The sequence below is a fragment of the Plantibacter sp. MMLR14_011 genome, from assembly GCF_001865025.1.
Lineage (GTDB): Bacteria > Actinomycetota > Actinomycetes > Actinomycetales > Microbacteriaceae > Plantibacter > Plantibacter flavus_A.
The window spans coordinates 367,240-391,608 of record NZ_MJGW01000008.1; the positions used below are offsets into that span (position 1 = coordinate 367,240).

At 67.4% G+C, this 24,369-nt stretch carries 23 protein-coding genes; 5 read left to right on the forward strand and 18 right to left on the reverse strand.

Features of this window, described 5'->3' with window-relative positions; all coding sequences use genetic code 11:
• Positions 1-108: 108 nt before the first annotated feature.
• From BIU99_RS06150 to BIU99_RS06165, 4 genes are read left to right on the forward strand one after another with little or no spacing between them, the layout of a single operon-like run.
• A complete protein-coding gene (locus tag BIU99_RS06150; RefSeq protein WP_079003936.1) occupies positions 109-777 on the forward strand; it encodes a heme-copper oxidase subunit III in 669 nt (222 codons plus the stop codon).
• 18 nt (positions 778-795) lie between these two features.
• The gene (locus BIU99_RS06155; RefSeq protein WP_064296976.1) at positions 796-1,641 is read left to right on the forward strand and encodes a cytochrome c; all 846 of its coding nucleotides are present in this window, start codon (positions 796-798) and stop codon (positions 1,639-1,641) included.
• A gap of 35 nt (positions 1,642-1,676) precedes the next feature.
• The gene (locus tag BIU99_RS06160) at positions 1,677-2,762 is read left to right on the forward strand and encodes a ubiquinol-cytochrome c reductase iron-sulfur subunit (RefSeq protein WP_071260261.1); all 1,086 of its coding nucleotides are present in this window, start codon (positions 1,677-1,679) and stop codon (positions 2,760-2,762) included.
• Positions 2,759-4,393: a ubiquinol-cytochrome c reductase cytochrome b subunit gene (locus tag BIU99_RS06165; protein ID WP_064296978.1), complete on the forward strand. Its 1,635-nt coding sequence runs from the start codon at positions 2,759-2,761 to the stop codon at positions 4,391-4,393. Before BIU99_RS06160 ends, BIU99_RS06165 begins: the two co-directional genes overlap by 4 nt.
• A 647-nt stretch (positions 4,394-5,040) precedes the next feature.
• On the opposite strand, the gene BIU99_RS06170 is transcribed toward BIU99_RS06165, so the two are convergent.
• The 6 genes from BIU99_RS06170 to BIU99_RS06195 form a co-directional block, all read right to left on the reverse strand.
• Positions 5,041-5,493, reverse strand: a complete 453-nt coding sequence (locus BIU99_RS06170; RefSeq protein ID WP_071260264.1) for a GNAT family N-acetyltransferase — start codon at positions 5,491-5,493, stop codon at positions 5,041-5,043.
• Positions 5,493-5,915, reverse strand: coding sequence for a cytochrome c oxidase subunit 4 (locus tag BIU99_RS06175; RefSeq protein ID WP_064296980.1), 423 nt, complete (start codon positions 5,913-5,915; stop codon positions 5,493-5,495). The genes BIU99_RS06170 and BIU99_RS06175 overlap by 1 nt, the downstream gene beginning before the upstream one ends.
• 5 nt (positions 5,916-5,920) lie before the next feature.
• Complete coding sequence (gene ctaD, locus BIU99_RS06180) at positions 5,921-7,648, reverse strand: cytochrome c oxidase subunit I (protein WP_064296981.1); 1,728 nt, start codon at positions 7,646-7,648, stop codon at positions 5,921-5,923.
• Positions 7,645-8,547, reverse strand: a complete 903-nt coding sequence (gene coxB / locus BIU99_RS06185; protein ID WP_071260266.1) for a cytochrome c oxidase subunit II — start codon at positions 8,545-8,547, stop codon at positions 7,645-7,647. Before coxB ends, ctaD begins: the two co-directional genes overlap by 4 nt.
• Positions 8,548-8,709: 162 nt before the next feature.
• Positions 8,710-9,075 (reverse strand): iron-sulfur cluster insertion protein ErpA, encoded by a 366-nt coding sequence (gene erpA / locus BIU99_RS06190; protein WP_064296983.1) that lies wholly within the window; start codon positions 9,073-9,075, stop codon positions 8,710-8,712.
• Positions 9,076-9,181: 106 nt separating this feature from the next.
• Positions 9,182-10,627 (reverse strand): dipeptidase, encoded by a 1,446-nt coding sequence (locus tag BIU99_RS06195; RefSeq protein WP_071260269.1) that lies wholly within the window; start codon positions 10,625-10,627, stop codon positions 9,182-9,184.
• A gap of 43 nt (positions 10,628-10,670) precedes the next feature.
• Between BIU99_RS06195 and BIU99_RS06200 the strand changes: the two genes are divergently transcribed.
• The gene (locus BIU99_RS06200) at positions 10,671-11,270 is read left to right on the forward strand and encodes a DUF3043 domain-containing protein (RefSeq protein WP_064296985.1); all 600 of its coding nucleotides are present in this window, start codon (positions 10,671-10,673) and stop codon (positions 11,268-11,270) included.
• A gap of 69 nt (positions 11,271-11,339) precedes the next feature.
• Here BIU99_RS06200 and BIU99_RS06205 read toward each other — a convergent pair whose 3' ends face one another.
• The 12 genes from BIU99_RS06205 to BIU99_RS06260 form a co-directional block, all read right to left on the reverse strand.
• Positions 11,340-12,377, reverse strand: coding sequence for a quinone-dependent dihydroorotate dehydrogenase (locus tag BIU99_RS06205; protein ID WP_071260272.1), 1,038 nt, complete (start codon positions 12,375-12,377; stop codon positions 11,340-11,342).
• A gap of 3 nt (positions 12,378-12,380) precedes the next feature.
• Positions 12,381-12,863, reverse strand: coding sequence for a transcriptional regulator NrdR (gene nrdR / locus BIU99_RS06210; RefSeq protein ID WP_064296987.1), 483 nt, complete (start codon positions 12,861-12,863; stop codon positions 12,381-12,383).
• Positions 12,863-14,233, reverse strand: a complete 1,371-nt coding sequence (gene hisD / locus BIU99_RS06215) for a histidinol dehydrogenase (protein WP_071260388.1) — start codon at positions 14,231-14,233, stop codon at positions 12,863-12,865. The genes nrdR and hisD overlap by 1 nt, the downstream gene beginning before the upstream one ends.
• 61 nt (positions 14,234-14,294) lie before the next feature.
• Positions 14,295-17,759 (reverse strand): DNA polymerase III subunit alpha, encoded by a 3,465-nt coding sequence (gene dnaE / locus BIU99_RS06220; RefSeq protein WP_064297037.1) that lies wholly within the window; start codon positions 17,757-17,759, stop codon positions 14,295-14,297.
• 191 nt (positions 17,760-17,950) lie between these two features.
• On the reverse strand, positions 17,951-18,874 hold the full coding sequence (locus BIU99_RS06225) for an RluA family pseudouridine synthase (protein ID WP_071260274.1): 924 nt from the start codon (positions 18,872-18,874) through the stop codon (positions 17,951-17,953).
• Complete coding sequence (gene lspA / locus BIU99_RS06230; RefSeq protein WP_079002561.1) at positions 18,871-19,551, reverse strand: signal peptidase II; 681 nt, start codon at positions 19,549-19,551, stop codon at positions 18,871-18,873. The genes BIU99_RS06225 and lspA overlap by 4 nt, the downstream gene beginning before the upstream one ends.
• Positions 19,511-20,152 carry a DivIVA domain-containing protein gene (locus BIU99_RS06235; RefSeq protein ID WP_064296990.1) on the reverse strand — a complete coding sequence of 214 codons (642 nt, stop codon included), beginning with the start codon at positions 20,150-20,152 and terminating at the stop codon, positions 19,511-19,513. The genes lspA and BIU99_RS06235 overlap by 41 nt, the downstream gene beginning before the upstream one ends.
• A gap of 174 nt (positions 20,153-20,326) precedes the next feature.
• Positions 20,327-20,623 (reverse strand): YggT family protein, encoded by a 297-nt coding sequence (locus BIU99_RS06240; protein ID WP_064296991.1) that lies wholly within the window; start codon positions 20,621-20,623, stop codon positions 20,327-20,329.
• A gap of 7 nt (positions 20,624-20,630) precedes the next feature.
• The gene (locus tag BIU99_RS06245) at positions 20,631-21,146 is read right to left on the reverse strand and encodes a cell division protein SepF (protein WP_064296992.1); all 516 of its coding nucleotides are present in this window, start codon (positions 21,144-21,146) and stop codon (positions 20,631-20,633) included.
• 44 nt (positions 21,147-21,190) lie between these two features.
• The gene (locus BIU99_RS06250) at positions 21,191-21,904 is read right to left on the reverse strand and encodes a YggS family pyridoxal phosphate-dependent enzyme (protein WP_231884433.1); all 714 of its coding nucleotides are present in this window, start codon (positions 21,902-21,904) and stop codon (positions 21,191-21,193) included.
• Positions 21,904-23,160 (reverse strand): cell division protein FtsZ, encoded by a 1,257-nt coding sequence (gene ftsZ / locus BIU99_RS06255; protein WP_064296993.1) that lies wholly within the window; start codon positions 23,158-23,160, stop codon positions 21,904-21,906. The genes BIU99_RS06250 and ftsZ overlap by 1 nt, the downstream gene beginning before the upstream one ends.
• Before the next feature lie 159 nt (positions 23,161-23,319).
• The gene (locus BIU99_RS06260) at positions 23,320-24,327 is read right to left on the reverse strand and encodes an FtsQ-type POTRA domain-containing protein (protein WP_254773581.1); all 1,008 of its coding nucleotides are present in this window, start codon (positions 24,325-24,327) and stop codon (positions 23,320-23,322) included.
• Positions 24,328-24,369: the final 42 nt, after the last annotated feature.

Sequence of the window (24,369 nt, forward strand, 5' to 3'; positions counted from 1 at the left end):
GAGCGGCCAGTGGAGGCGAAGATCACATGAATCCCGCAGCAGAACCGAAGATCCCGGTCAGGAAATAAGGCTACCCTTACTGATCCGACCGTGCTCGCCGCCGCCGAAATGCGAAAAACCGCTCCGGCTTTCGGCCATAATGGAGGGGTGACGAGCACCTCAATCAACCTTGCGCCGAGCGCGCCCCGGATCAACCGACCGAACACGGTCGCGGTTGGAACGATCGTCTGGCTGGGCAGCGAGGTCATGTTCTTCGCCGGCCTCTTCGCGATCTACTTCACGCTGCGATCGATGGCTCCCGAACTGTGGGCGGCCGAGGCCGGTCGCCTGAACGTCCCGTACTCGACGATCAACACGATCATCCTCGTGTCCTCGTCGTTCACGTGCCAGTTCGGCGTCTTCGCAGCGGAGCGCATGCAGCCCCGCATGACCGGCTGGAGCCCGCGCAAGTGGGGCATGGTCGAGTGGTTCTTCCTCACCTACGCCCTGGGTGCCGTGTTCGTCGCCGGCCAGATCCTCGAGTACGCGACGCTCGTCAGCGAGGGCATCTCCCTCAGCTCGAACGCGTACGGCTCGGCGTTCTACCTCACGACCGGCTTCCACGGCCTGCACGTGACCGGCGGCCTCATCGCCTTCCTCCTCGTGATCGGCCGTGCCTACGCCGTCAAACGATTCGGCCACAAGGAGGCGACGAGCGCCATCGTCGTCTCGTACTACTGGCACTTCGTCGACGTCGTGTGGATCGGCCTCTACTTCGTCATCTACATCCTGCGCTGACCCGGAATGACTGCCTCCATGAAGACTGACCCCACCCAGACGACGACCACCAAGGCGTCCAAGAAGGCCGCCCGTGCCACGCGCAAGAGCGGCCGCCGCAGCCCGTTCGCCTCGGCGGCACTGCTCGCGATCGGCCTCCTCGTGACCGGAGGCGCCTACGCAGCCGTCAGCGTCAGCACGGCCAGCGCCGAGCCCGTCGCCGCCGCCAAGTCGCAGGCCTCCGTCGACGAGGGCGAGAAGCTCTTCTCCGCGAACTGCGCCACCTGCCACGGCCTCGACATGCAGGGCACGACCGCCGGACCGAGCCTCCTCGGCGTCGGTGCCGCCGCCGTCGACTTCCAGGTCGGCACCGGCCGGATGCCGCTGCAGAACCAGGGCCCGCAGGCCCCGGAGAAGCCCGTGCAGTTCACCGAGGAGCAGATCTCCTCCCTCGCGGCCTACGTCGCCTCGGTCGCACCCGGCCCGGAGATCCCCGAGGAGCAGTACCTCGACGGCGAGGGCGACGCCTCCAACGGCGCCCAGCTGTTCCGCATCAACTGCGCGATGTGCCACAACGTCGCAGCCGCCGGTGGCGCCCTGACCGAGGGCAAGTACGCTCCCTCGCTCGTCGGCGTCAGCGCCGCCCACATCTACGAGGCCATGATCACCGGCCCGCAGAACATGCCCGTCTTCAACGACATGAACCTCTCCCCCGAGGACAAGCGCGACATCATCACCGCGCTCAAGTTCATGGAGAAGAACCCGTCACCGGGCGGCAACGACCTCGGCTCGCTCGGCCCCGTCTCCGAGGGCCTGTTCCTCTGGATCTTCGGCCTCGGCTCGATCGTGGCCCTCACCGTCTGGATCACCGCGAAGTCGAACTGACCGACGCGGATCGACAACACGTAAGAAGGAGCACCATGGCTCACGACAACTCGAGCGGCTCGGGTCACCCAGCCGCCGACTCGTCTGCCGAACCGTCCGCCCACGGGCAGGAGCTGCAGGTCGCGACCGGTACCGGGGTCATCTCCCGCGATGCCGTCGTCGACCCCGGCCTGCCTCCCCACCGGAAGCGCGTCACGGACCTCGACCCCAAGAAGGACAAGCGGGCCGAGCGCGCCGTCTACACCCTCTTCTACCTGTCGATCGCCGGCAGCGTCTGGGCGGTCGCCGCCTACATGGCGTTCCCGATCGAGCCCGAGGACATCGCCTCGGTCCGTCTGAACAACCTGTTCATCGGTCTCGGCATGGCGTTGGCCCTGCTCGCGATCGGTATCGGTGCCGTGCACTGGGGCAAGGCCCTCATGCACGACGAGGAAGGCATCGACTACCGTCACAAGGTCGGCGGCAACCAGGTCAGCCGCGATCGCGCGGTGGAGATCATGCACCAGGCGAACGTCGAGTCCGGCATCGGTCGACGCGCGCTCATCCGCAACAGCCTCATCGGTTCCCTCATCGTCTTCCCGCTCCCGGGCATCGCGTTGTTCCGCGGTCTCGCGCCGTACGACGAAGACCCCGTCGAGCTCATGCAGCACACGATGTGGAAGGAAGGCACGCGCCTCGCCCGTGACCCTTCCGGAACGCCCATCAAGGCGTCCGACGTGACGCTCGGCAGCGCGTTCCACGTGATCCCCGAGAACCTCCACGAGGCCGACCACGTCCTCAACGAGAAGGCGAAGGCGATCGTGCTGCTCATGCGGCTGAAGCCCGAAGACCTCGTCGAGGAGGAGTCCAAGAAGGACTGGTCCTACGACGGCATCGTCGCCTACTCCAAGGTGTGCACGCACGTCGGTTGCCCTGTCGCGCTCTACGAGCAGCAGACGCACCACCTCCTCTGCCCCTGCCACCAGTCGCAGTTCGACGTCACGAACCACTGCGCGGTCATCTTCGGACCGGCCGCCCGGCCGCTTCCGCAGCTGCCGATCACCGTCGACGACGAGGGTTACCTCGTCGCGCGGAGCGACTTCCACGAACCTGTCGGCCCGAGCTTCTGGGAGCGTCATTGAGCACCTCGACCGCAACACGCGCCCCTGAGCAGGCCAAGGCCGCTCCGGCGAAGAGCTCCGGTGGATTCACCGGCGCTGCAGCGAACTACCTCGAAGAGCGGACGTCCATCTCGGTCGCCGTGAAGGAGTTCGGCCGCAAGATCTTCCCCGACCACTGGTCGTTCCTCCTCGGCGAGGTCGCGCTCTACAGCTTCGTCATCATCCTGCTGTCGGGCTCCTTCCTCACCTTCTTCTTCCAGGCATCGATGGCGGAGGTCCACTACGACGGGTCCTTCGTCCCGCTAAAGAACATCGAGATGTCCGTCGCCATGGCGTCGACGCTCGACATCTCCTTCGACATCCGCGGCGGCCTCCTGATGCGTCAGGTGCACCACTGGGCTGCCCTGCTGTTCGTGGCATCCATCGGCCTGCACATGCTGCGCATCTTCTTCACCGGTGCGTTCCGCAAGCCGCGTGAGCTGAACTGGGTGATCGGTTTCGTCCTGTTCATCCTCGCCATGGCCGAGGGCTTCACCGGATACTCGCTGCCCGACGACCTGCTCTCCGGTAACGGTCTGAGGATCATCGACGGCATGGTGAAGGGTCTGCCCATCATCGGTACGTGGACGACCTTCCTGCTGTTCGGTGGAGAGTTCCCGGGCACCGACATCGTCGGCCGCCTCTACACGCTCCACATCCTGCTCCTGCCGGCGCTGGTGCTGCTCTTCATCGCCCTGCACCTGGTGTTCGTCGTCGTGCACAAGCACACGCAGTTCCCGGGCGCCGGTCGCACCGAGCAGAACGTGGTCGGATTCCCCGTCCTCCCCGTCTACGCGGCGAAGGCCGGTGGCTTCTTCTTCATCGTCTTCGGTGTCGTGATGCTCATCGCCTCGCTGTTCACGATCAACCCGATCTGGAACTACGGGCCATACGACCCCTCCCCGGTCTCGGCAGGTACGCAGCCTGACTGGTACATCGGGTTCGCCGACGGCGCGCTCCGGCTGGTTCCGCCACACCTCGAGTTCGTCCTCTGGGATCACACGTTCTCGTTCAACATCATCCTTCCCGTCCTCGTCCTGGGTCTGTTCATCGTCACGGTGTTCATCTACCCGTTCGTCGAGGCGTGGATCACGGGTGACAAGCGCGAGCACCACATCCTCGACCGTCCGCGCAACGCGCCGACCCGCACCGCGATCGGTGCTGCCGGTGTCACCTTCTACGCCGCCCTCTGGGCTGCTGCGAGCTCGGACATCATCGCCACCCACTTCAAGGTGACGATGGAGGGTGTGATCCACACGCTGCAGGCGATCCTCATCCTCGGACCGTTCATCGCCTACTTCATCGCGAAGCGCACCTGCCTGGCGCTGCAGAAGAAGGATCGCGAGATCCTCCTCCACGGCTACGAGACCGGGCGCATCGTCCGCCTCCCCGGTGGCGAGTTCATCGAGGTCCACGAGCCCGTCGACGAGTACGAGCGCTGGCGCCTCGCGAGCTACGACGACCACAAGCCGTTGATGATCCGTCCGAACGCCAAGGGCAAGATCACCGGTGTCCAGAAGGCTCGCGCCGCGATGTCCCGCTGGTTCTTCGAGGATCGGATCGCTCCCGTCACGAACACGGAGATCGAACGTTCCCACGGCGACCACCACTAGGCGGATGCCACTGGAAAGCCCCGCAGTCCTCACGGACTGCGGGGCTTTCGTCGTTCTGCGGCGGGGATCGTGGAACTGTGCTGCGACACGACGCGGCGACAATGGAGGTCCGTGCGATCCCGCTCCCCCGCTCTCCGGGCGCGGAAGGCCGCTGCGGGCGACATGAGCCCGTCGACAAGCTTCGGAGACCTGTGGATCGCTCACCGCGGTCCACCGCCCTTCCTGCGCGACCGCAGACGATGTGAGCCTGTCGACCGGCTTCGGATCCGACGTTCTCGTCCCAGGCTGATCGGGACCGTACAGAGGAGCCACCGGACGACGCCTGCCCGTCGACGGGCTCAGGGACCGGGGAACGGCCTACGCCAGGTCTGTTCGCACGCACGCTGAGTCCGCTGAGGGCGGCGTGTGCCTCTCGACAGCCTTCGGGGCCGGGCGGGCGCGCTCCCCCGGCCTACGAGGCGTGAGGAGGCGTCACCTGAATACGGCTGCCACCGTGAAGTCTCGACGAACCGAAGGGTGACGCTCATGACCTTCAGGGGCGGTCCCCACACCTTGCCAGCTGCTTGTTCTCCACGTCTAGGCGCGCACCAGAACACGAAAGAGCCCCCGAGCGGTGGCTCGGGGGCTCTTCGATGACAGCTTGGGGGTCAGCCCAGCGGGAGGATCTTCTTGTAGAACTCCGCCGTCACGTTGTAGCCGAGACGACGGTAGAAGTCGCCAGCTCGAGAGGTGGACATCGTCAGCTGGCGCGCACCGCGCTCGACGGCATAGTGCTCGTTCGCCTCGACGAGGGCCGATCCGATGCCGTCGCCGCGGGCGGTCTCGTCGACGACGAGCTCCTGCAGGTGAGCGGTCAGGCCGGCCGCGTGCAGCAGCCGCGACACCGTCATCAGGGTGTATCCGACAACACGGTTCGCTTCGTCGACCGCGACGTACAGCACGTTGGTCTCGTCTTCACGAGGGCGCATGACGTTGTTGTACGCGGCCATGAAGTCGTCCGCCGCAGGCGGGATGGACCCGGTGATCAGCTGGCCGGCCAGCGCGAAGACGGCTGAACGGTCGTCGGGCTGACCGCGACGGATGCTGAACGAGGCGACCATCAGCGTGCGAAGTATCCGCGGTAGTACTCGTAGTTCCAACCGACGACCGCGATGACAACTAGCGGGATGCCGATGATCGCGATCCAGAACCCGACCGCTAGACCGAGTACGAGCAGACCACACGCACCGGCGAGGATGATGGGCCACCAGCTCCACGGGCTGAAGTGCCCGATCTCCGGGTCGCCGTCGTCGATGTTCGCCGTCAGCGTGTCCTCGGGGAGCTCGGCGCCCTGGCTCTTGTGCACCCGGCTGAGATAAAAGCCGAGGAAGGCGCTCAGGATCGCGGCGAGAGCCAGGGTGACCGTGCCGACCCATTCGACCCGGCCGTGCAGCGGGTCGACGAGCGACCACACCGTGTAAACCGCGCAGAGGAGGGCGCAGAACACCGTCAGGATCGTGAAGAGGATGATATTGGCGCGCATGGCGGCTACTTCACCTTTCCGGCGTCGATGTCGAGCGTGGGTGCGTCAGGTGCGTCCTTCGCGGGACCGACGCCGACCGGGATACCGACCTCGGGGTGGTGGAGGTCGAAGGCCGGGCGCTCCGAGCGGATGCGCGGGATGGAGACGAAGTTGTGACGCGGCGGGGGCGAGCTGGTCGCCCACTCGAGCGATCCACCGTACCCCCACGGGTCGTCCTCGGTGACTCGAGGAGCCTTCCGGATCGTGATGTACACGTTCAGGAAGAAGGGCAGCAGCGAGATGGCGAGGATGAACGAGCCCACGGTCGACAGCTGGTTCATCCAGGTGAAGCCGTCCTCAGGCGAGTACGTCGCGTAGCGGCGCGGGAACCCGATGACGCCCAGCCAGTGCTGGATGAGGAACGTCGTGTGGAAGCCGATGAAGAGCAGCCAGAAGTGCCAGTAGCCGAGCTTCTCGTTGAGCATCTTGCCCGTCCACTTCGGCCACCAGAAGTAGAAGCCGGCGAACATGGCGAACACGACCGTGCCGAACACGACGTAGTGGAAGTGCGCCACGACGAAGTAGGAGTCGGAGACGTGGAAGTCGAGCGGCGGCGAAGCGAGGATGACACCGGTGAGTCCACCGAAGACGAAGGTGATCAGGAAGCCGATCGACCAGAGCATCGGGGTCTCGAAGGTGACCGAACCGCGCCACATCGTGCCCAGCCAGTTGAAGATCTTCACGCCGGTCGGAACCGCGATGAGCATCGTCATCAGGGCGAAGAACGGCAGGAGCACCGATCCGGTGACGTACATGTGGTGTGCCCACACCGTCACGGAGAGGGCCGCGATCGCGATCGTCGCGTAGATCAGGGTCTTGTAGCCGAAGATCGGCTTGCGGCTGAACACCGGGAAGATCTCGGAGACGATGCCGAAGAACGGCAGCGCGATGATGTAGACCTCGGGGTGCCCGAAGAACCAGAACAGGTGCTGCCACAGGATGACGCCGCCGTTGGCCGCGTCGTAGATGTGGGCGTCGAACACGCGGTCCGCGGCAAGGCCGAAGAGGGCCGCTGCGAGCACCGGGAACGCCATCAGGACGAGGATGGACGTCACGAGGACGTTCCACGTGAAGATCGGCATGCGGAACATCGTCATGCCGGGGGCGCGCATCGTGATGATCGTGGTGATGAAGTTGACGCCACCGAGGATGGTGCCGAAGCCGCTGAGCGCCAGTCCGAGGACCCAGAGATTGCCTCCGAGCCCTGGCGAGAACGTCGTACTCGACAGTGGCGCATAGGCGAACCAGCCGAAGGCGGCGGCACCCTGCGGGGTGAGGAAGCCACCGACGGCGATGAGGCTACCGAAGGCGTAGAGCCAGAACGCGAAGGCGTTCAGTCGCGGGAAGGCGACGTCCGGTGCGCCGATCTGCAGCGGCATGAGCGCGTTCGCGAACCCTGCGAAGAGCGGCGTCGCGAACATGAGGAGCATGATCGTGCCGTGCATCGTGAAGAGCTGGTTGTACTGCTCCTTGGTCTCCACGATCGTGCCGCCGGGCTCGAAGAGCTGGGCGCGGATGATGAGCGCCATCACGCCGCCGAGGCAGAAGAAGATGAACGAGGCGATCAGGTACATGTACCCGATGGTCTTGTGGTCGGTGGAGGTGATCCACTTGACCAGGATGTTGCCCTTGCGCTCGACCGAGGTGCGTCCGACGACGCTCGCCTGGCCTGCGGGAAGCGTGGTGGAGGTCATTCCCCGTCTCCGTGCTCTTCGAGACCTGCCGGCGCCTTGGTGCCGGGGAGGTTGCTGTTGCGGTCGTATGCCGTGCCGTAGTCGCCGATGTTGCCCGACTCGGCCAGGTCTTCGAGGTGCTTGTCGTACTCGGCCTGCGAGACGACCTTCACGTTGAAGAGCATGAGCGAGTGGTACTCGCCACAGAGCTCGGCGCACTTGCCGGCGTACGTGCCCTCGCGCTCAGGGGTGAAGGACATGTAGTTCGTCTTGCCCGGGATCATGTCCTTCTTGTAGAGGAAGTCGATGACCCAGAAGGAGTGGATGACGTCGCGCGACTGCAGCGCGATCTTCACCGTCTTGCCGACGGGCAGGTAGAGCGTCGGGAGTGCGTCCTGGTCGATGACGCCACCGGGCTTCTCATCGGCCTGCACGCCTGCGGTCCAGACGTCCTGGCCGTTGACGGCCTCGTCGTACACGAAGTCCCACGCCCACTGCTTGGCGAAGACCTCGATGGCCACGTCGGGATCCTCGTACTGGGTCTCGATCGCGTTCTGGTCGCGTGCCGTGAAGGCAAAGAAGCCGAGCACCAGGATGAGCGGGACGATCGTGTAGAAGATCTCGATCGGCATGTTGTACCGCAGCTGGACCGGGAGACCGGTCTGCCCCTTGCGGCGTCGGTACACGATGACGGCCCAGATGATGAGCCCCCACGTGATGACGCCGACTGCGAGCAGCACCAGCCATGCCGTCACCCACAGGCCCGCGATGCGGTCCGTGTGGTTCGTGACGGGAGATTCGCCCTCGACGAATCCCGGCAGGTAACCATGCAGTTCCGCCTGCGTACAACCCGCCAGGACTATGGCGAGTGTGGCTGCGACCGGAATGGCAGCCCATCTGAGACGACGAGTCGAGCGCACCTCTGAAACCTTTCGAATACACACCTGTGGATCGCCCCCCAGTCTAGTGGGGATGGGCGGTGAACGCCGGACCATTCGCGTCCGCGGTGCGGGATCGTGACCGGAATGACGAAGGGGAAACCACCCGGGACCGGGCAATTTCCCCTTCAGGAAGAATCTGGCTCAGTGGAAGCTGTCGCCGCAGGCGCAGCTGCCCTCGGCGTTGGGGTTGTCGATGGTGAACCCCTGCTTCTGGATGGTGTCCTCGAAGTCGATCTTGGCGCCGTCGAGGTAGGGGACGCTCATCTTGTCGACGATGACCTCGACGCCGTCGAAGTCGACCGTGGCGTCGCCGTCGAGCATGCGCTCGTCGAAGTACAGCTGGTAGATGAGGCCCGAGCATCCTCCCGGCTGCACGGCCACGCGGAGACGGAGGTCGTCGCGACCCTCCTGCTCGAGGAGGCTCTTGACCTTCTGCGCCGCCGTGTCGGACAGGCCGACGCCGTGAGCCGCGTCGATCTTGGTCTCGGTCAGGATGGTGTCGCTCATGATGCTCCTCGCGAGGTCTGGCGGCGCCGGGTCGACGCCTGTGTGAGATTCTACCGCCTGCCGCGACGGACGCACCCCTGGAAGTGCGGCGGCGCGTCCGTCGCGTCTACGCGTCCGAGGACGGACGGGGTGCGGCCGCCAGGCGAGCGAGGAGCACCGCCTCCGTGAGGATCGCCTTCTGGAAGACGCCGAGGTGCAGCGACTCGTTCGGGCTGTGGGCGCGCGAGTGCGGGTCCTCGACACCGGTGACGAGGATCTGGGCGTCCGGGAAGACTCGGACGAGGTCGGCGATGAACGGGATCGATCCGCCGACGCCCGTCTCCACGGGCTCGACCTCCCAGGCGTCGGCCATGGCGCGCTTCGCCTCGGCGACGGCCCAACCGCTCGTGTCCACGAGGAACGGGCTCCCCTGGTCGACCTCGTCGATCGTCAGCTGCGCGCCGAACGGGCTGTTGGCGAGGAGGTGGGCCTCGAGTGCACGGTAGGCCTCGGCCGGATCCTGCCCGGGGGCGATCCGCGCACTGATGCGAACCGACACTTCCGGGATGAGCGTGTTCGAGGCGTTGGCCACCGACGGTGCGTCGATGCCCGTGACGGTGATCGCGGGCTGCGACCAGATCCGGCTGAGGATCGAGCCGCGTCCGATCGGCGTGACCCCCTCGGACAGACCTGACTCGGCGCGGAGCTGCGCCTCGTCGAACTCCGGGGTGACGGCGTCGTGCGAGGTGAGTCCGGCGACCGCCACTGAACCGTCCGCGTCCCACAGTGTCGCGAGCAGGGTGACCGCGGCCAGCATCGCGTCCGGCACCGCTCCCCCGAGCATCCCGGAGTGGGAGGCGTGGTCGAGGGTCTTCACGCGCAGCCGGAACGTGACGTTGCCGCGCAGACCGATCGTCAGCGCCGGCGTCCGCTCGTCCCAGTTGTCGCTGTCGGCGACGACGATCACGTCCGCAGCGAGGGTGTCGCGGTGCTCCTCCAGGAAGGAACCGAAGGACCGCGAGCCGAACTCCTCCTCGCCCTCGATGAACAGCACGATACCGAGGTCGAGGTCGGAACCGAGGACCTCGGTGACGGCTCGGATCGCGGCGATGTGGGACATGACGCCGGCCTTGTCGTCAGCCGCGCCCCGTCCGTAGATGCGGCCGTCGCGGACGGTCGGCTCGAACGGCGGCGAGTCCCACTTGTCGTCGCTTCCAGGGGGCTGGACGTCGTGGTGCGCGTAGAGCAGCACGGTCGGTCGGCCGTTCCGCGGTTCTCGTCGGGCCAGCACGGCGGGCTGCCCGAGCTCCGCTCCGCCGTCGATGGCGGACCGCCGCACCGAGACCTCGTCGAAGACACCGAGACCGCGTGCGAGCTCCGCGACCGCCTCGGCACTCCGCGCCACCTCGGCCGCGTCGAACGCCGACCACGACACCGAGGGTATGCGGACGAGCGCCGACAGATCGGCGATCGACGACGGCAACGCACCGGCGACGGATTCGCGCAGCCGATCGAGGACTTCCTGGTCGTTGCGTGGGTCTTGGGTCGATTCCGTCGTGGTACCTGTCGTCATGCGAGTAATCTTAAGGGAATCCCCGAATCAAGGACGTTCCATCGTGGCCAAACAGCAGAGCACCCCGGCATCAGAGCCGATCGTCGAGACCGCAGCGCAGACGGCTGAGCGCCTCGCCCGCGGCGCCAAGGAGGCGAAGGGTCGACCGACCCCGTCCCGGGCGGAACGCGAGGCGCAGAACAAGCGTCCACTCGTCCCCTCCGACCGCAAGGAGGCCTCGAAGGCGGCGAAGGCGCAGCAGGCCGAGGCACGGAGGCGGGCGCAGGCCGGCATGGCCGCCGGCGACGACAAGTTCCTCCCGGCACGCGAGCGCGGCCCGCAGAAGAAGTTCGTCCGCGACTACGTCGACGCCCGGTTCAACATCGGTGAGTTCATGATCCCGGTGATGTTCCTCGTGATCATCCTCACCTTCATGCCGGTGCCCGAGATCCAGGTCTACGGCATGCTCACCCTCTGGGTGTTCTTCATCATCGCGATCGCCGACTGCTTCTTCCTCGGCTTCCGCGTCCGGAAGGCGCTGCGGGCGAAGTTCGGGCAGGACGAGCGGGGCGTGCGCTGGTACGCCGCCATGCGCGCGCTGCAGCTGCGCCCGCTCCGCCTGCCCAAGCCGCAGGTCAAGCGCGGCCAGTTCCCCAACAAGTAGTCCCACGAAACCGAACGCCCGCCGGTCCCAGACCGGCGGGCGTTCGTCGTCGACAGCGCGTGGTACCGCTCAGCGGCCGGTTCGAGCCAGTCGGTCGAGTCCGCGGTTGATGTGCCTCGCCCAGAGCGGCCCGCGGTACAGGAACGCCGTGTACCCCTGCACCAGCGTGGCTCCCGCGGCCAGACGCTCCTGGACGTCTTCGGCGGTGTCGACGCCTCCGACCGAGATGACGCACATCTCCGGGGGCACGATGGCCCGGATGCGCCGCAGGACGACGAGCGAGCGGGCGGCCAGCGGTGCTCCGGACAGTCCGCCGGCCCCGGCCGCCTCGACGATGGCGGGATCGGTGGTCAGTCCGTCGCGCGAGATGGTCGTGTTCGTCGCGATGACGCCGTCCAGGCCGAGTTCCACGACCAGCTCTGCGATGCGGTCGACCTCCGCATCGCTGAGGTCGGGCGCGATCTTGACGAGCAACGGCGTCGAACCGGCGGCGGCGCGGACGGCCTCGAGCAGCGGCGCGAGCTGGTCGAGCTCCTGGAGGCCGCGGAGCCCAGGGGTGTTCGGTGAGCTGACGTTGACCACGAGGTAGTCGGCCACGGGCGCGAGGAGCGTCGCGCTCCGGACGTAGTCGGCCGTGGCGTCGGCGACGTCCACGACACGGCTCTTGCCGATGTTCACGCCAAGGACGGGTCGGCGGCTCACCCGCGCGGTCCGTTCGAGCCGACGCCTGGCCTGGTCGGCTCCCCCGTTGTTGAAGCCCATGCGGTTGACGACCGCCCGATCGGCGATGAGTCGGAACAGTCGGGGCTTGGGATTACCTGGCTGCGGGATCGCCGTGATCGTGCCCACCTCGACATGGCCGAACCCGAGCAGTCCGAGACCGAGGACCCCCTTGCCGTCCTTGTCGAAGCCGGCGGCGACACCGAACGGGGTCTCGAACCGCAGCCCCAGCGTCTCCACCGACTGGTCGAGTCGCGGCAGCGTCCAGCGCCTGATGGCGGGGCCGAGGCCGGTCGCGGGAAGCGCTCGGATGACGTCGAAGGCCAGGTGGTGTGCGCGTTCGGGATCGAGCTTGGACAGCACGTGCGAGAACAGGAAGCGGTACACGGCTCAGAGCTCCTCGGACGGCACGGGGGCGGCACCGGAAGCGTGCTCGACGCGCAGCAGCGCGATCGCGGACTCGAAGTCGTCGAGCGATTCGAAGGCCTGGTAGACACTGGCGAAGCGGAGGTATGCGACCTCGTCCAGCTCCCGCAACGGTGCGAGGATCGCCAGACCGATGTCGTTCGCGTCGATCTGCGACGCGCCGGTGGCGCGGATGGACTCCTCCACCCGCTGAGCCAGGACGGCGAGGTCCGAGTCCGTCACCGGGCGGCCTTGGCAGGCCTTGCGGACACCGCTCACGACCTTCTCCCGGCTGAAGGGCTCAACCACGCCGGAACGTTTGATCACGCCGAGACTCGAGGTCTCCATGGTGCTGAAGCGCCTCCCGCACTCGGGGCACTGCCGACGTCGGCGGATGGCGAGTCCGTCGTCGCTGGTGCGGGAGTCGATCACCCGGGAGTCCGGGTGGCGGCAGAACGGGCAGTACATCAGCGGGCTCCCTCGGGGGCGGTGGGGGCGGTGGTGTCGTCGGCCGCACGGATTTCGGCGTCAACGAGCCCGAAGCGGGCCGTCACCGCCTCGCCGTGCGCCGGCAGGTCCTCCGAGCCCGAGAGGGCCACGATGTGGGCCGAGACCTGGCGGAGCGCCGGTTCGTCGTACCGGACGACCTGCTGCGGCCGGAGGAAGGTGAAGGCTCCGAGGCCCGAGGAGAACCGCGCCTGGCCGCCCGTGGGGAGGACGTGGTTCGACCCGGCCAGATAGTCTCCGAGGCTCACCGGGGTGTGATCACCGAGGAAGATCGCGCCGGCGTTCGTGATGGCGCCGAGAAGCGACTCCGGGTCGCGCGTCTGCACCTCGAGGTGCTCCGGCCCGTACGCGTTGCTGAACGCCACGGCCGCCTCCAGGTCGTCGACGAGCACGATCGCCGACTGCGGTCCGCCCAGGGCCTCGACGACGCGCGATCCGTGACGCGTGCCTGCGGCGTACCGCTGCAGCCACTCCTCCACCGCGGTCGCGAGCGTCGCGCTGTCGGTGACGAGCAGCGATGCCGCCGCCTCGTCGTGTTCCGCCTGGCTCACGAGGTCGGCCGCGACGAGCCGGGCATCGGCGCCGGCGTCCGCGATGACCAGGATCTCGGTGGTCCCGGCCTCGGCATCGATCCCCACCTGCCCCTTCACGAGGCGCTTGGCGGCCGCCACGAAGATGTTGCCCGGGCCGGTCACGACGTCGACAGGATCGAGGGCGAGGTCGGGTACTCCGTAGGCGAACGCACCGATCGCTCCGGCACCACCCATGGCGTAGACCTCGGTCACCCCGAGCAGCCCGGCGGCGCCGAGGATCGTCGGGTGGACGCGCCCGCCGAACTCGCGCTGCGGGGGCGAAGCGAGCGCCACGGAACCGACGCCGGCCTCCTGGGCCGGCACGACGTTCATGACCACACTCGAGGGGTAGACGGCCTTCCCGCCCGGGACGTAGAGGCCGACGCGACCGACCGGGGCCCAGCGCTGCACGACGGTCGCGCCGTCGCCGAGTTCGGTCGTACGCTCCGGCGGGACCTGCGCTCTCGTGGCGGTCCGGACCCGGTCGATGGCCTCCACGAGCGCGGCGCGCACGGCCGGCTCGAGTGCCGTGACGGCGGCGTCGATCTCGGCCTGTGGGACGCGGATCCGCTCAGGGCGTCCCCCGTCGAACCGGTCCGCCTGCGCCGAGAGGGCCTCGGAACCGTCCGCTCGGACGTCGTCGATCAGCGTCTGAGCGGCATGCGCTGCCGCGGTGATGTCGACGACGGGACGGGGCAGCATGTCCAGGAGCTCGGTGCGGCTCGGCCGCACTCCCCTGAGGTCAATGGTGGTGATCATGGCCGTCACAGCCTATCGTCCGCAGCGGTCCGTCCCGGCTGCCGCCAGCGCCCCAGCGGGGTCAGCCGAGACAGTTCGGGCCGAGCAGGGACTTCAGCTCGCCGAAGAGTCCGGACGAGAGACTGACGCGATGGGGCAGCTCGAACACCCGCGCGATCTCGCCTCGGATGAGCTTCAACCGGACCTCGGTCGACCCGGCGTGCCGCGTCAGGACGTCGCTGAGCGTGGTCACCGTCTCGGTCGTCGCCCGGGCGTCCGCCATCGACAGCTGGAGCATGCGGTCGGCACCGGCCTCTGGCAGTTCGGGCGAGAAGATGCTGTACGCGTGGAGGTTCATCCCGTCGTCTCGGACACTGACCCGTCCGCGGACCACCACGATCGAGTCGCCGACGAGTTCGGAGGCGAACTCCTGATACGCCTTGCCCATGAACATGGCGGTCATCTCGCCGCCGAAGTCCTCGACCTGGATCATGCCGTACTGGTTGCCGGAGGCCTTGGCGATCCGATGCTGGACACTCGTGACGAGCCCCGAGATCACGACGGTCTCGCCGTCCATGCCCTCGGAGGTCATGAGGTCGGTGATGGTCGTCGTGGCGTGCTTCGCCAACTCTATCTCGAGTCCGGCCAGCGGGTGGTCCGAGACGTACAGCCCCAGCATCTCCCGCTCGAAGTTGAGCTTGTCGCGCTTGCTCCAGTCGGGACGCGCGGGGACGCTCGCGAGCGGCACCTCGCCGACCTCGGCGAACAGGCTGTCGAAGTCGAAGCCGATGCTCCCGGACGCCTCGGCACGCTTGTCCTTCACGACCGAGTCGACGGCGTCCTCGTGGATCTCGTAGAGCGCACGTCTGCTGTCGCCCATGGAGTCGAACGCGCCGGCTTTGATGAGCGACTCGATGGTCCGCTTGTTCGCCACCGGCAGCGGCACCTTGCGGAGGAAGTCGTGGAAGGAGGTGAACCGCCCCTCGCGCTCGCGTGCCTGCCGGATGAGCTCCACGACGTTCGAACCGACGTTGCGCACGGCACCCAGGCCGAACCGGATGTCCTCCCCGACTGCGGCGAAGAACCCGATGGACTCGTTGACGTCGGGCGGCAGGACCTGGATCCCCATGCGGCGGCACTCGTTGAGGTAGAGCGCCATCTTGTCCTTGGAGTCGCCGACACTCGTCAGCAGACCGGCCATGTACTCGGCCGGGTAGTGCGCCTTGAGGTACGCCGTCCAGTAGGAGATGACCCCGTAGGCGGCGGAGTGCGCTTTGTTGAAGGCGTAGTCCGAGAACGGGAGGAGGATCTCCCACAGCTTGTTGACGGCCTCCATCGAGAAGCCGTTCGCGACCATGCCGCCGGAGAAGCCCTCGAACTGCTTGTCCAGTTCGGACTTCTTCTTCTTGCCCATCGCACGACGGAGGATGTCGGCCTGTCCGAGGGAGAAGCCGGCGACCTTCTGCGCGATCGCCATCACCTGCTCCTGATAGATGATGAGGCCGTAGCTCGTCGACAGGATCTCGGAGAGCGGTTCCTCGAGCTGCGGATGGATCGGGGTGATCTCCTGCAGGCCGTTCTTCCGCAGCGCGTAGTTCGTGTGCGAGTTCGCGCCCATCGGCCCGGGCCGGTACAGGGCGATCAGCGCCGAGATGTCCTCGAAGTTGTCGGGCTTCATGAGGCGCAGCAGCGCGCGCATCGGTCCGCCGTCGAGTTGGAACACCCCGAGGGTGTCGCCTCGGGACAGGAGTTCGTAGGCGCCGCGGTCGTCGAGCTCGAGATCCTCGAGGACGAGGTCGAGATCGCGGTTGCTCTTGATGTTGTCGAGGGCGTCGTTGATGATCGTCAGGTTGCGCAACCCGAGGAAGTCCATCTTGATCAATCCGAGGGACTCGCACGCCGGGTAGTCGAACTGCGTGACGATCTGGCCGTCCTGCTCGCGCTTCATGATCGGGATGATGTCGATGAGCGGGTCGCTCGACATGATCACGCCGGCCGCGTGCACGCCCCACTGACGCTTCAGGTTCTCGATGCCGAGCGCGGTCTCGAAGACGGTCCGGGCCTCCGGGTCGGTGTCGAGGATGCCACGGAGGTCGACCGCCTCCTTGTACCGCGGGTGCTTGGTGTCGAGGATGCCCTCGAGCGGGATGTCCTTGCCCATGACCGCCGGCGGCATGGCCTTCGTCAGCTTGTCGCCCATGCCGAACGGGAAGCCGAGGACGCGCGACGAGTCCTTGAGCGCCTGCTTGGCCTTGATGGTGCCGTACGTGACGATCTGCGCGACGCGCTCGTCGCCGTACTTCTCGGTGACGTACTTGATGACCTCGCCGCGTCGGCGGTCGTCGAAGTCGACGTCGAAGTCGGGCATCGACACGCGGTCGGGGTTGAGGAACCGCTCGAAGATGAGCCCGTGGCGGAGTGGGTCGAGGTCGGTGATCTGCATCGCGTACGCCGCCATGGACCCCGCACCGGAACCACGACCGGGCCCGACGCGGATGCCGTTGCGCTTCGACCACTGGATGAAGTCGGCGACGACGAGGAAGTACCCGGGGAAACCCATCTGCACGATGACACGCGTCTCGTAGTTCGCCCGTTCCCGGACGTCGGCGGGGATCCCATTCGGGTACCGCAGGTTCAGCCCGGTCTCGACCTCCTTGATGAACCAGCTCTCCTCGTTCTCGCCCTCCGGCACGGGGAACCGCGGCATGTAGTTGGCCGAGGTGTCGAAGGCGACGTCGCACCGCTCGGCGATCGCGAGGGTGTTGTCGCACGCCTCGGGGTACTCGCGGAACAGCCGGCGCATCTCGTCCGCGGACTTCAGGTAGAACTCGTCGGCGTCGAACTTGAAGCGGTTCGGGTCGTTGAGCGTGGAACCGGACTGCACGCAGAGGAGGGCGGCGTGCGCTTTGGCGTCCGCGGCGTGCGTGTAGTGGAGGTCGTTCGTCGCGAGGAGCGGGAGACCGAGGTCTTTCGACAGCCTGATGAGATCGGCCATGATCCGGCGCTCGATCCCGAGCCCGTGGTCCATGATCTCGCAGAAGTAGTTCTCCGCGCCGAAGATGTCGCGGAAGTCCGCAGCGGCCTTGACCGCTTCGTCGTACTGGCCGAGACGGAGTCTCGTCTGCACCTCGCCGCTCGGGCAGCCGGTCGTCGCGATGAGACCGGCGCTGTACTGGCTCAGGATCTCCCGGTCCATGCGCGGCTTGAAGTAGTACCCCTCGATCGACGCCTTCGACGAGAGCCGGAAGAGGTTGTGCATCCCCTCGGTCGTCTCCGAGAGCAAGGTCATGTGCGTGTAGGCGCCGGCGCCGGAGACGTCGTCTCCCCCGCCGTCGCCCCACTTGATCCGCGTCCGGTCGCCGCGCGCGGTCCCCGGGGTGATGTACGCCTCGGTCCCGATGATCGGCTTGATCCCGGCATCGGTCGCCGTGCGCCAGAAGTCGAATGCGCCGAACATGTTGCCGTGGTCGGTCACGGCGACGGCGGGCATGCCCTGCTCGACCGCGGCCTGGATGAGCGGCTTCACGCGGGCTGCTCCGTCGAGCATCGAATACTCGCTGTGGACGTGCAGATGGACGAACGAATCGGTGGACGTGGGCACGGACGGCGCCTCCGGGGATCGTGCTGTGGGGTTCGGCGCGGACGCCGAGGTGGTCTGTGATCCAGCCTAACCGTCACCGCTGACGGTCGACTCCTGCGACGTCGTCACGCATGGCGACGGGAGGGCTGGGCGTCGGCTCAGTCGAGTTCGAGCACGGACAGGGCGTGCTGGAGGTCCGCCGGATAGGCAGCCTCGAACCGCACGAACTCCCCCGTGGCCGGGTGGGCGAACCCGAGCTTCGTGGCGTGGAGCCACTGGCGGGTGAGCCCCAGCCGAGCTGAGAGCGCAGCGTCGGCTCCGTACATCGTGTCGCCGACGCAGGGGTGCCGCTGGGCCGCCATGTGCACGCGGATCTGGTGGGTGCGGCCGGTCTCCAGGTGCACTTCGAGCAGCGAGGCGTACGGGAACGCCTCGAGCGTCTCGTAGTGGGTGATCGACGGCTTGCCGTCGGCTGTCACGGCGAACCGCCAGTCGTGACGCGGATGGCGGCCGATCGGTCCGTCGATGGTGCCCGCGAGTGGATCGGGGTGCCCCTGCACCACAGCGCGGTAGATCTTCTCGACCTCGCGGTCGTGGAAGGCCCGCTTGAGCCAGGTGTAGGCCCGCTCGGTCTTCGCGACGACCATGAGGCCGCTCGTCCCGGCGTCCAGCCGATGGACGATGCCTGCGCGCTCGGCGGCTCCCGAGGTCGAGATGCGGAAGCCCGCCGCCGCGAGGGCACCGAGCACCGTCGGTCCCTCCCAACCGACCGAAGGATGCGCCGCGACGCCCGCAGGCTTGTCGACGACGACGATCTCGTCGTCGTCGTGGACGATGCCGAGGTCGGGGACGGCGATCGGGACGATCACGGCCTCCCGTCGAGGCGTCCATTCGATCTCGAGCCAGGCGCCGCCGAGCAGGCGATCGGACTTGTCGACCGACTTCCCGTTCATGGCGACTCCGCCGGCCAAGGCCACCTCGGCCGCGTAGCTGCGCGAGAAGCCCAGGAGCTTGGCGAGTCCGGCGTCGACGCGCTCGCCGTCGAGTCCGTCGGGGACGTACAGGCTGCGGGACTCGTTCACGGGCGACCTGCGTCCGGGTTCGCGTCACCAGGCTCCGCGGGATCGAGGGTGGCCGCGTCGGCTTCGGCCTCGCGGTCCTCCGCCTCCTGGGCGGCCCGTTCACTCGCTCGCGTCGTGCGCGTGCCGTCGAGGTTGACACCGAAGAGCGTCAGGAGGATGAACAGCGCCATGCTGACCACGATGCAGATGTCGGCCACGTTGTAGATCGCGGGGAGCATCCAGGGCGTCGAGATGAAGTCGACGACGTGGCCGAGGCCGAAGGACGGCTCTCGGAAGAGGCGGTCGGTCAGATTGCCGAGCACGCCGCCGAGGAGCAGACCGAAGACGATCGCCCACGCTCGCGAACGGATGCGGCGCGCGAACCAGACGATGACGACGACGACGACCGCGGCGAGGATCGAGAAGATCCAGGTGTAGCCGGCCCCCAGCGAGAAAGCGGCACCCGAATTCTTGACGAAGTACAGGACCAGCGCCTGCCCGAAGACGGGGACGGACTCACCGACCGTCAGGTTGGTGGTGACGAGGAACTTCGTGAACTGATCGGCCGAATAGGCCACGACGGCAACCAGCGCCAGGACTGCAAGAGTCCTGGCGCTGGCCTTCGACGGTGATGCGGGAGACAACCGGGTGTCTGCGCTAGACCGCTGCGCTGTCGGCGGTGACGCCGGACTTCGCATCGGGAGCGGAGCTCGACGACGAGGCGTCGAGGTCCTTCAGCTGACCCTCGATGTAGCTGCGGAGCTGCGAGCGGTACTCACGCTCGAAGTTGCGCAGCTCGTCGATCTTGTGCTCCAGCACGGAGCGCTCCTGCTCGAGGATCTGCATCTGTGCGCGCTGCTTGGCCTCGGCCTCGGCGACGACACGTGCCGCGGTCGCGTGACCTTCGGCGATGAGTGCGTCGCGACGCTGAGCGCCCTCTGCGACGTGCTCGTCGTGCAGGCGGCGCGCCAGCTGCAGGAGGTTGTTGGAGCTCTCGGCCGTGTTATCGGTCGACTCGGCGGCAGGAGCCGCTGCGGGTGCGACGACCGGAGCCGGTGCGGGAGCGGGCTCAGCCTTTGCGAGCGCGGCGGGAGCGGAGGAACCGCCCTTCTGCAACTCGGCGACTTTGGCCTCGGCCGCGGTCAGCTTCTGCTGGACCTCGTCCTTCTCCTGGATGAGGCGACGCAGTTCGACGACGACCTCGTCGAGGAAGTCGTCCACCTCGTCCTGGTCGTAGCCTTCGCGGAACTTGGTCTGCTGAAACCGCTTCTGGACCACGTCTTCGGGAGTGAGCGCCATAGCGAACCACCTTCACTGTCGAATCGAAAATCTGTGTACAACGCCCCCACGCTAGCAAAGTCTGACCCAGTGGGTGAGACATGTTGTCAGCGTCGGAGCTTCCCGTCAGGTGACGGGCGTTCTATCGTAGCCGCACAATCGTCGTGAACCCTGCGCGTGCACCGACGTCGGCGGCTACAGGAGCTGGACGAGCGTCATCGCGATGATGCAACACAGCATCGTCAGCGTCCAACCGAAGTCGAGCGCGACGGGACCGACCGCGACGCGCGGCAGGACGCGGCGGAAGAACCGGATCGGCGGGTCGGTGACCGTGAAACTCAGCTCGGCGAGGACCAGGCCGACGCCCGACGGTCGCCACTGCGGGCGGAGCACCCGAGCCAGGTCGAGGATGAACCGCGCCCAGAGGACGAAGAAGTACAGGAGCAGCGCGAGATAGAGGATCGTGCCGATCACGGAGATGAGAGAAGCCACCCCTCGATTATGACTGAGCGAAGAAGGTCGCCTCGGTCGCTTCCGGTGCCCCCTGCCCGTTGTCGCCGGAAACGGCGACGTGTTCGGGCGAGAGCAGGAAGACCTTGCTCGTCACTCGCTCGATCTTCCCGTAGAGGCCCTGTGAGAGGCCACTGGCGAAGTCGATGAGGCGTCGGGCGTCGCCGTCGCTCATCTGGGAGAGGTTGATGATGACCGGCACACCGTCGCGGAAGCTCTCGGCGATGATCTGAGCGTCGCGGTACTGCTTGGGGTGCACCGTGAGGATCTCGTTGAGGTCGGAGCTCGGGGCGACCGGCTGACGGACCGGGACCGGCTTGCGCAGCGGGGTCACGGGAGCGGCCTTCTCGACGCGCTCGACCCGCTCTGCGCGCTCAGGACGTTCCGCCCGGCGAGGCTCGGCCTGCTGCGTGGGCTCGGCCTGGGCAGCGTGCTGCTGCTCGTACTCGAGATCATCGTCGGCGAGCCCGAGGTACACCATGGTCTTCTTCAGTGGGTTCGACATCGTTTCCTCCGTGATCTGCGGTCCTTGCACCTTCGAGATTAACGTCACACCGGACGATTCCCGGTGATTGCCGTGCCGATGCGTAGGTGTGTCGCGCCCGCTTCGATCGCCTCGACGTAGTCGTGGCTCATCCCGATCGACAGACCGTCGGCCTGCGGAGCGAGGGATCGCACCCGCGCGGACGCCGCGACGACGCGCGCGAACGCATCGGCCGGTGGCTCGTCGAGCGGGGCGACGGCCATCACACCTCGCAGGAGGACGCCTTGGGCTTCGAGCGTCTCCGTGGCGAGCGCTTCCAGCGCCGCATCGCCGACCACACCGCCGCGACCCGGGTCGTCGGTCAGGTTCACCTGGAGGAACACCTCGAGGAGGCGGTCCGGTGATGACAGCGCGCGCAGGAGTTCGGGGCGGTCCACCGAGTGCACGGCGTCGACGTATCGGCGCACCTGCTTGGCCTTGTTCGTCTGCAACTGGCCGATGAAGTGCCACCGCAACCCGAGTCCGGCGGCCGCCTCGGCCTTGTCTCGGGCCTCCGGGTGTCGGTTCTCCCCCACGTCGGTGATCCCCGCGGCCGCGAGCTGCTGCACGAGTGCGACCGGATGGAACTTCGTCACGACGATGAGCGTCGGCTCGTGGGAGCGGCCGGCCGCCCGGGCGGCGTCTGCGACGCGGCCGCGGATCGCCGCGAGGCGATCGACCAGAGCCGGATCGGGCTCCGAAGAGCCCGATCCGGCCGGGGTGATCGAGTCGCCGCCCACTACTTCAGGAAGTCGGGGATGTCCAGCTCGCCCTCGTCGTCGAACGAGGGGTCGACGACGGCGGTCTCGACGACCGCTTCAGGCTGGCGGTGCGTCGCGCCGGAGAAGGGCGAGGACGCGTTCTGCCTGGAGCCCCAGTCACCGCCGGAGGCGACCGGCGCCGCAGCAGGTGCCGAGCGGTGCTCGGACGACTCGGAGGCCGCGCTGGCCGAGGTGCTGATCGGAGCACTGGGTGCCTCGTCCGAGGTGCTCATGACGCCGCCCGAGATGACCGCGTCGGCAGGCGAGGCCGCCGTCCTGGTGAGGGGCTCGCCACCGTCGAATCCGGCGGCGATGACCGTGACGCGCACCTCGTCGCCGAGGGTGTCGTCGACGACCGCACCGAAGATGATGTTCGCCTCGGGGTGCACGGCCTCCTGGACGAGCTTGGCGGCGTCGTTGATCTCGAAGATACCGAGGTTCGAGCCACCCTGGATGGACAGCAGGACACCGTGGGCACCCTCGATGCTCGCTTCGAGCAGCGGGGAGGCGACGGCGAGTTCAGCCGCCTTGATGGCACGGTCCGCGCCGCGCGAGGAGCCGATACCCATGAGGGCGGAGCCGGCTCCCTGCATGACCGACTTGACGTCGGCGAAGTCGAGGTTGATGAGGCCGGGGGTGGTGATGAGGTCGGTGATGCCCTGGACACCGGCGAGGAGTACCTGGTCGGCGGTCGCGAACGCCTCGAGCATGCTGATGCCGCGGTCGCTGATCTCCAGCAGGCGGTCGTTCGGCACGACGATGAGCGTGTCGACCTCCTCCTTCAGGCGGGCGACGCCGAGCTCGGCCTGGGCCTGACGGCGACGACCCTCGAAGCCGAAGGGCTTCGTGACGACACCGATGGTCAGCGCACCGATCGACTTCGCGATCCGCGCCACGACGGGTGCGCCACCGGTTCCGGTGCCGCCACCCTCGCCGGCGGTGACGAACACCATGTCGGCTCCGGCGATCGCCTCTTCGATCTCCTCGGCGTGATCCTCCGCCGCGCGGCGTCCGACCTCGGGGTCGGCACCGGCGCCGAGGCCGCGGGTGATCTCGCGGCCGACGTCGAGCTTGACGTCGGCATCGCTCATCAGCAGCGCTTGCGCGTCCGTGTTGATGGCGATGAATTCCACGCCTCGGAGGCCGAGCTCGATCATGCGGTTGACCGCGTTGACACCGCCGCCGCCGATACCGACGACCTTGATGACGGCGAGGTAGTTCTGGTTTGTAGTCACTTCAGGCCTCCGTGAGAACTCTCAACCTCTAGTTAAGGTTTAAAGTTATGCTGCGTATGCATTTTCTGTCCTGAGCACGACGTTAGGGCCCAGCCCCGACCGTGTCGGGACGCTTCCGGGCGTGTCGGCACATCGACGGGAATATCCCGGTGCGCTTCCTCAGCGGACGATGGCGGCGGACGGCGACGACACGTCGTACTGGTTCACCTGGGACGGGTCGGTGGCCGCCATCGTGGTCGCGAGGATCCGCGCTTTGAGGACCGAGTCCTCCGCACTCCCCCACACGACTTCGGCGGGCGAGTCCACGAGCGTGAGGGTGACGTCGTCCGCGGTCGACGCCGAAACGGACGCCACTCGGGCGCGCAGATCCGTCGGCAACGCCCGGATCACTGCGGCCGCGGCGACGAAGCCTTTGGAGGTCGGGCCACCAGTGACCATGAGCGTGGGATACCCGGCGATCGGTTGGTCGCTGCGCTCGATGGTGACCCCGGCGGCGTCGACGAGGGTGTACACCGACCCTGATTGCAGGACGCCCACCGGCTCGCGTTCGACGATCCGCACGACGAGCGTGCTCGGGGGCTGGGATTCGAGGGAGTAGCTCGCGATGAGCGGGTACCCGACGAGTACCGCCTTGACGGCGCCAGCGTCGACCAGGGCGAGCGGGCGACCCAGCTGGTCGCTGAGCGCCTCGGTGATCTCGGCCTGGTTCACCCGGCTCGCACCGACGACCTCGATGGACCGGACGGCCAGCAGGGGCGAATAGGCGCCCGCGAGCGAGACGACGATCAGCACGCCGAGGATCGCGGCGGTGATCACCCAGGGACGGTGGCGGCCTCGCTTGCGGGCCGTGAACCGACGGATCTCCTGGCGTTCATGACGACGTCGCAGCTTGGCGGCCTCACGCGGGGTGAGGAACGCCTCGTCCTCCGGTTCGTCCGGGCGCTCCATGGTCGCCGTAGACGAGGCGGAGGACGTCGCCGCCGGCTTCGCTCCGACCGTCGAGGACGGCGCCGCCGTCGATGTGCCTGACGCCGACTTCGACTTCGCCTTCGCCGTGGAGCCCGACGGCTTGGACGGTGCGCCGGCGTCCGACCGCTTCGGCCGGAGCCGCGCGGCGTCCAGCTCGATGACGTCCGTCTCCTGCTCGCCGCCGGGCTCAGCGGGCACACCGCCACGGTCGACCGGGGCCGACACCGCCGGCCGTGTCTG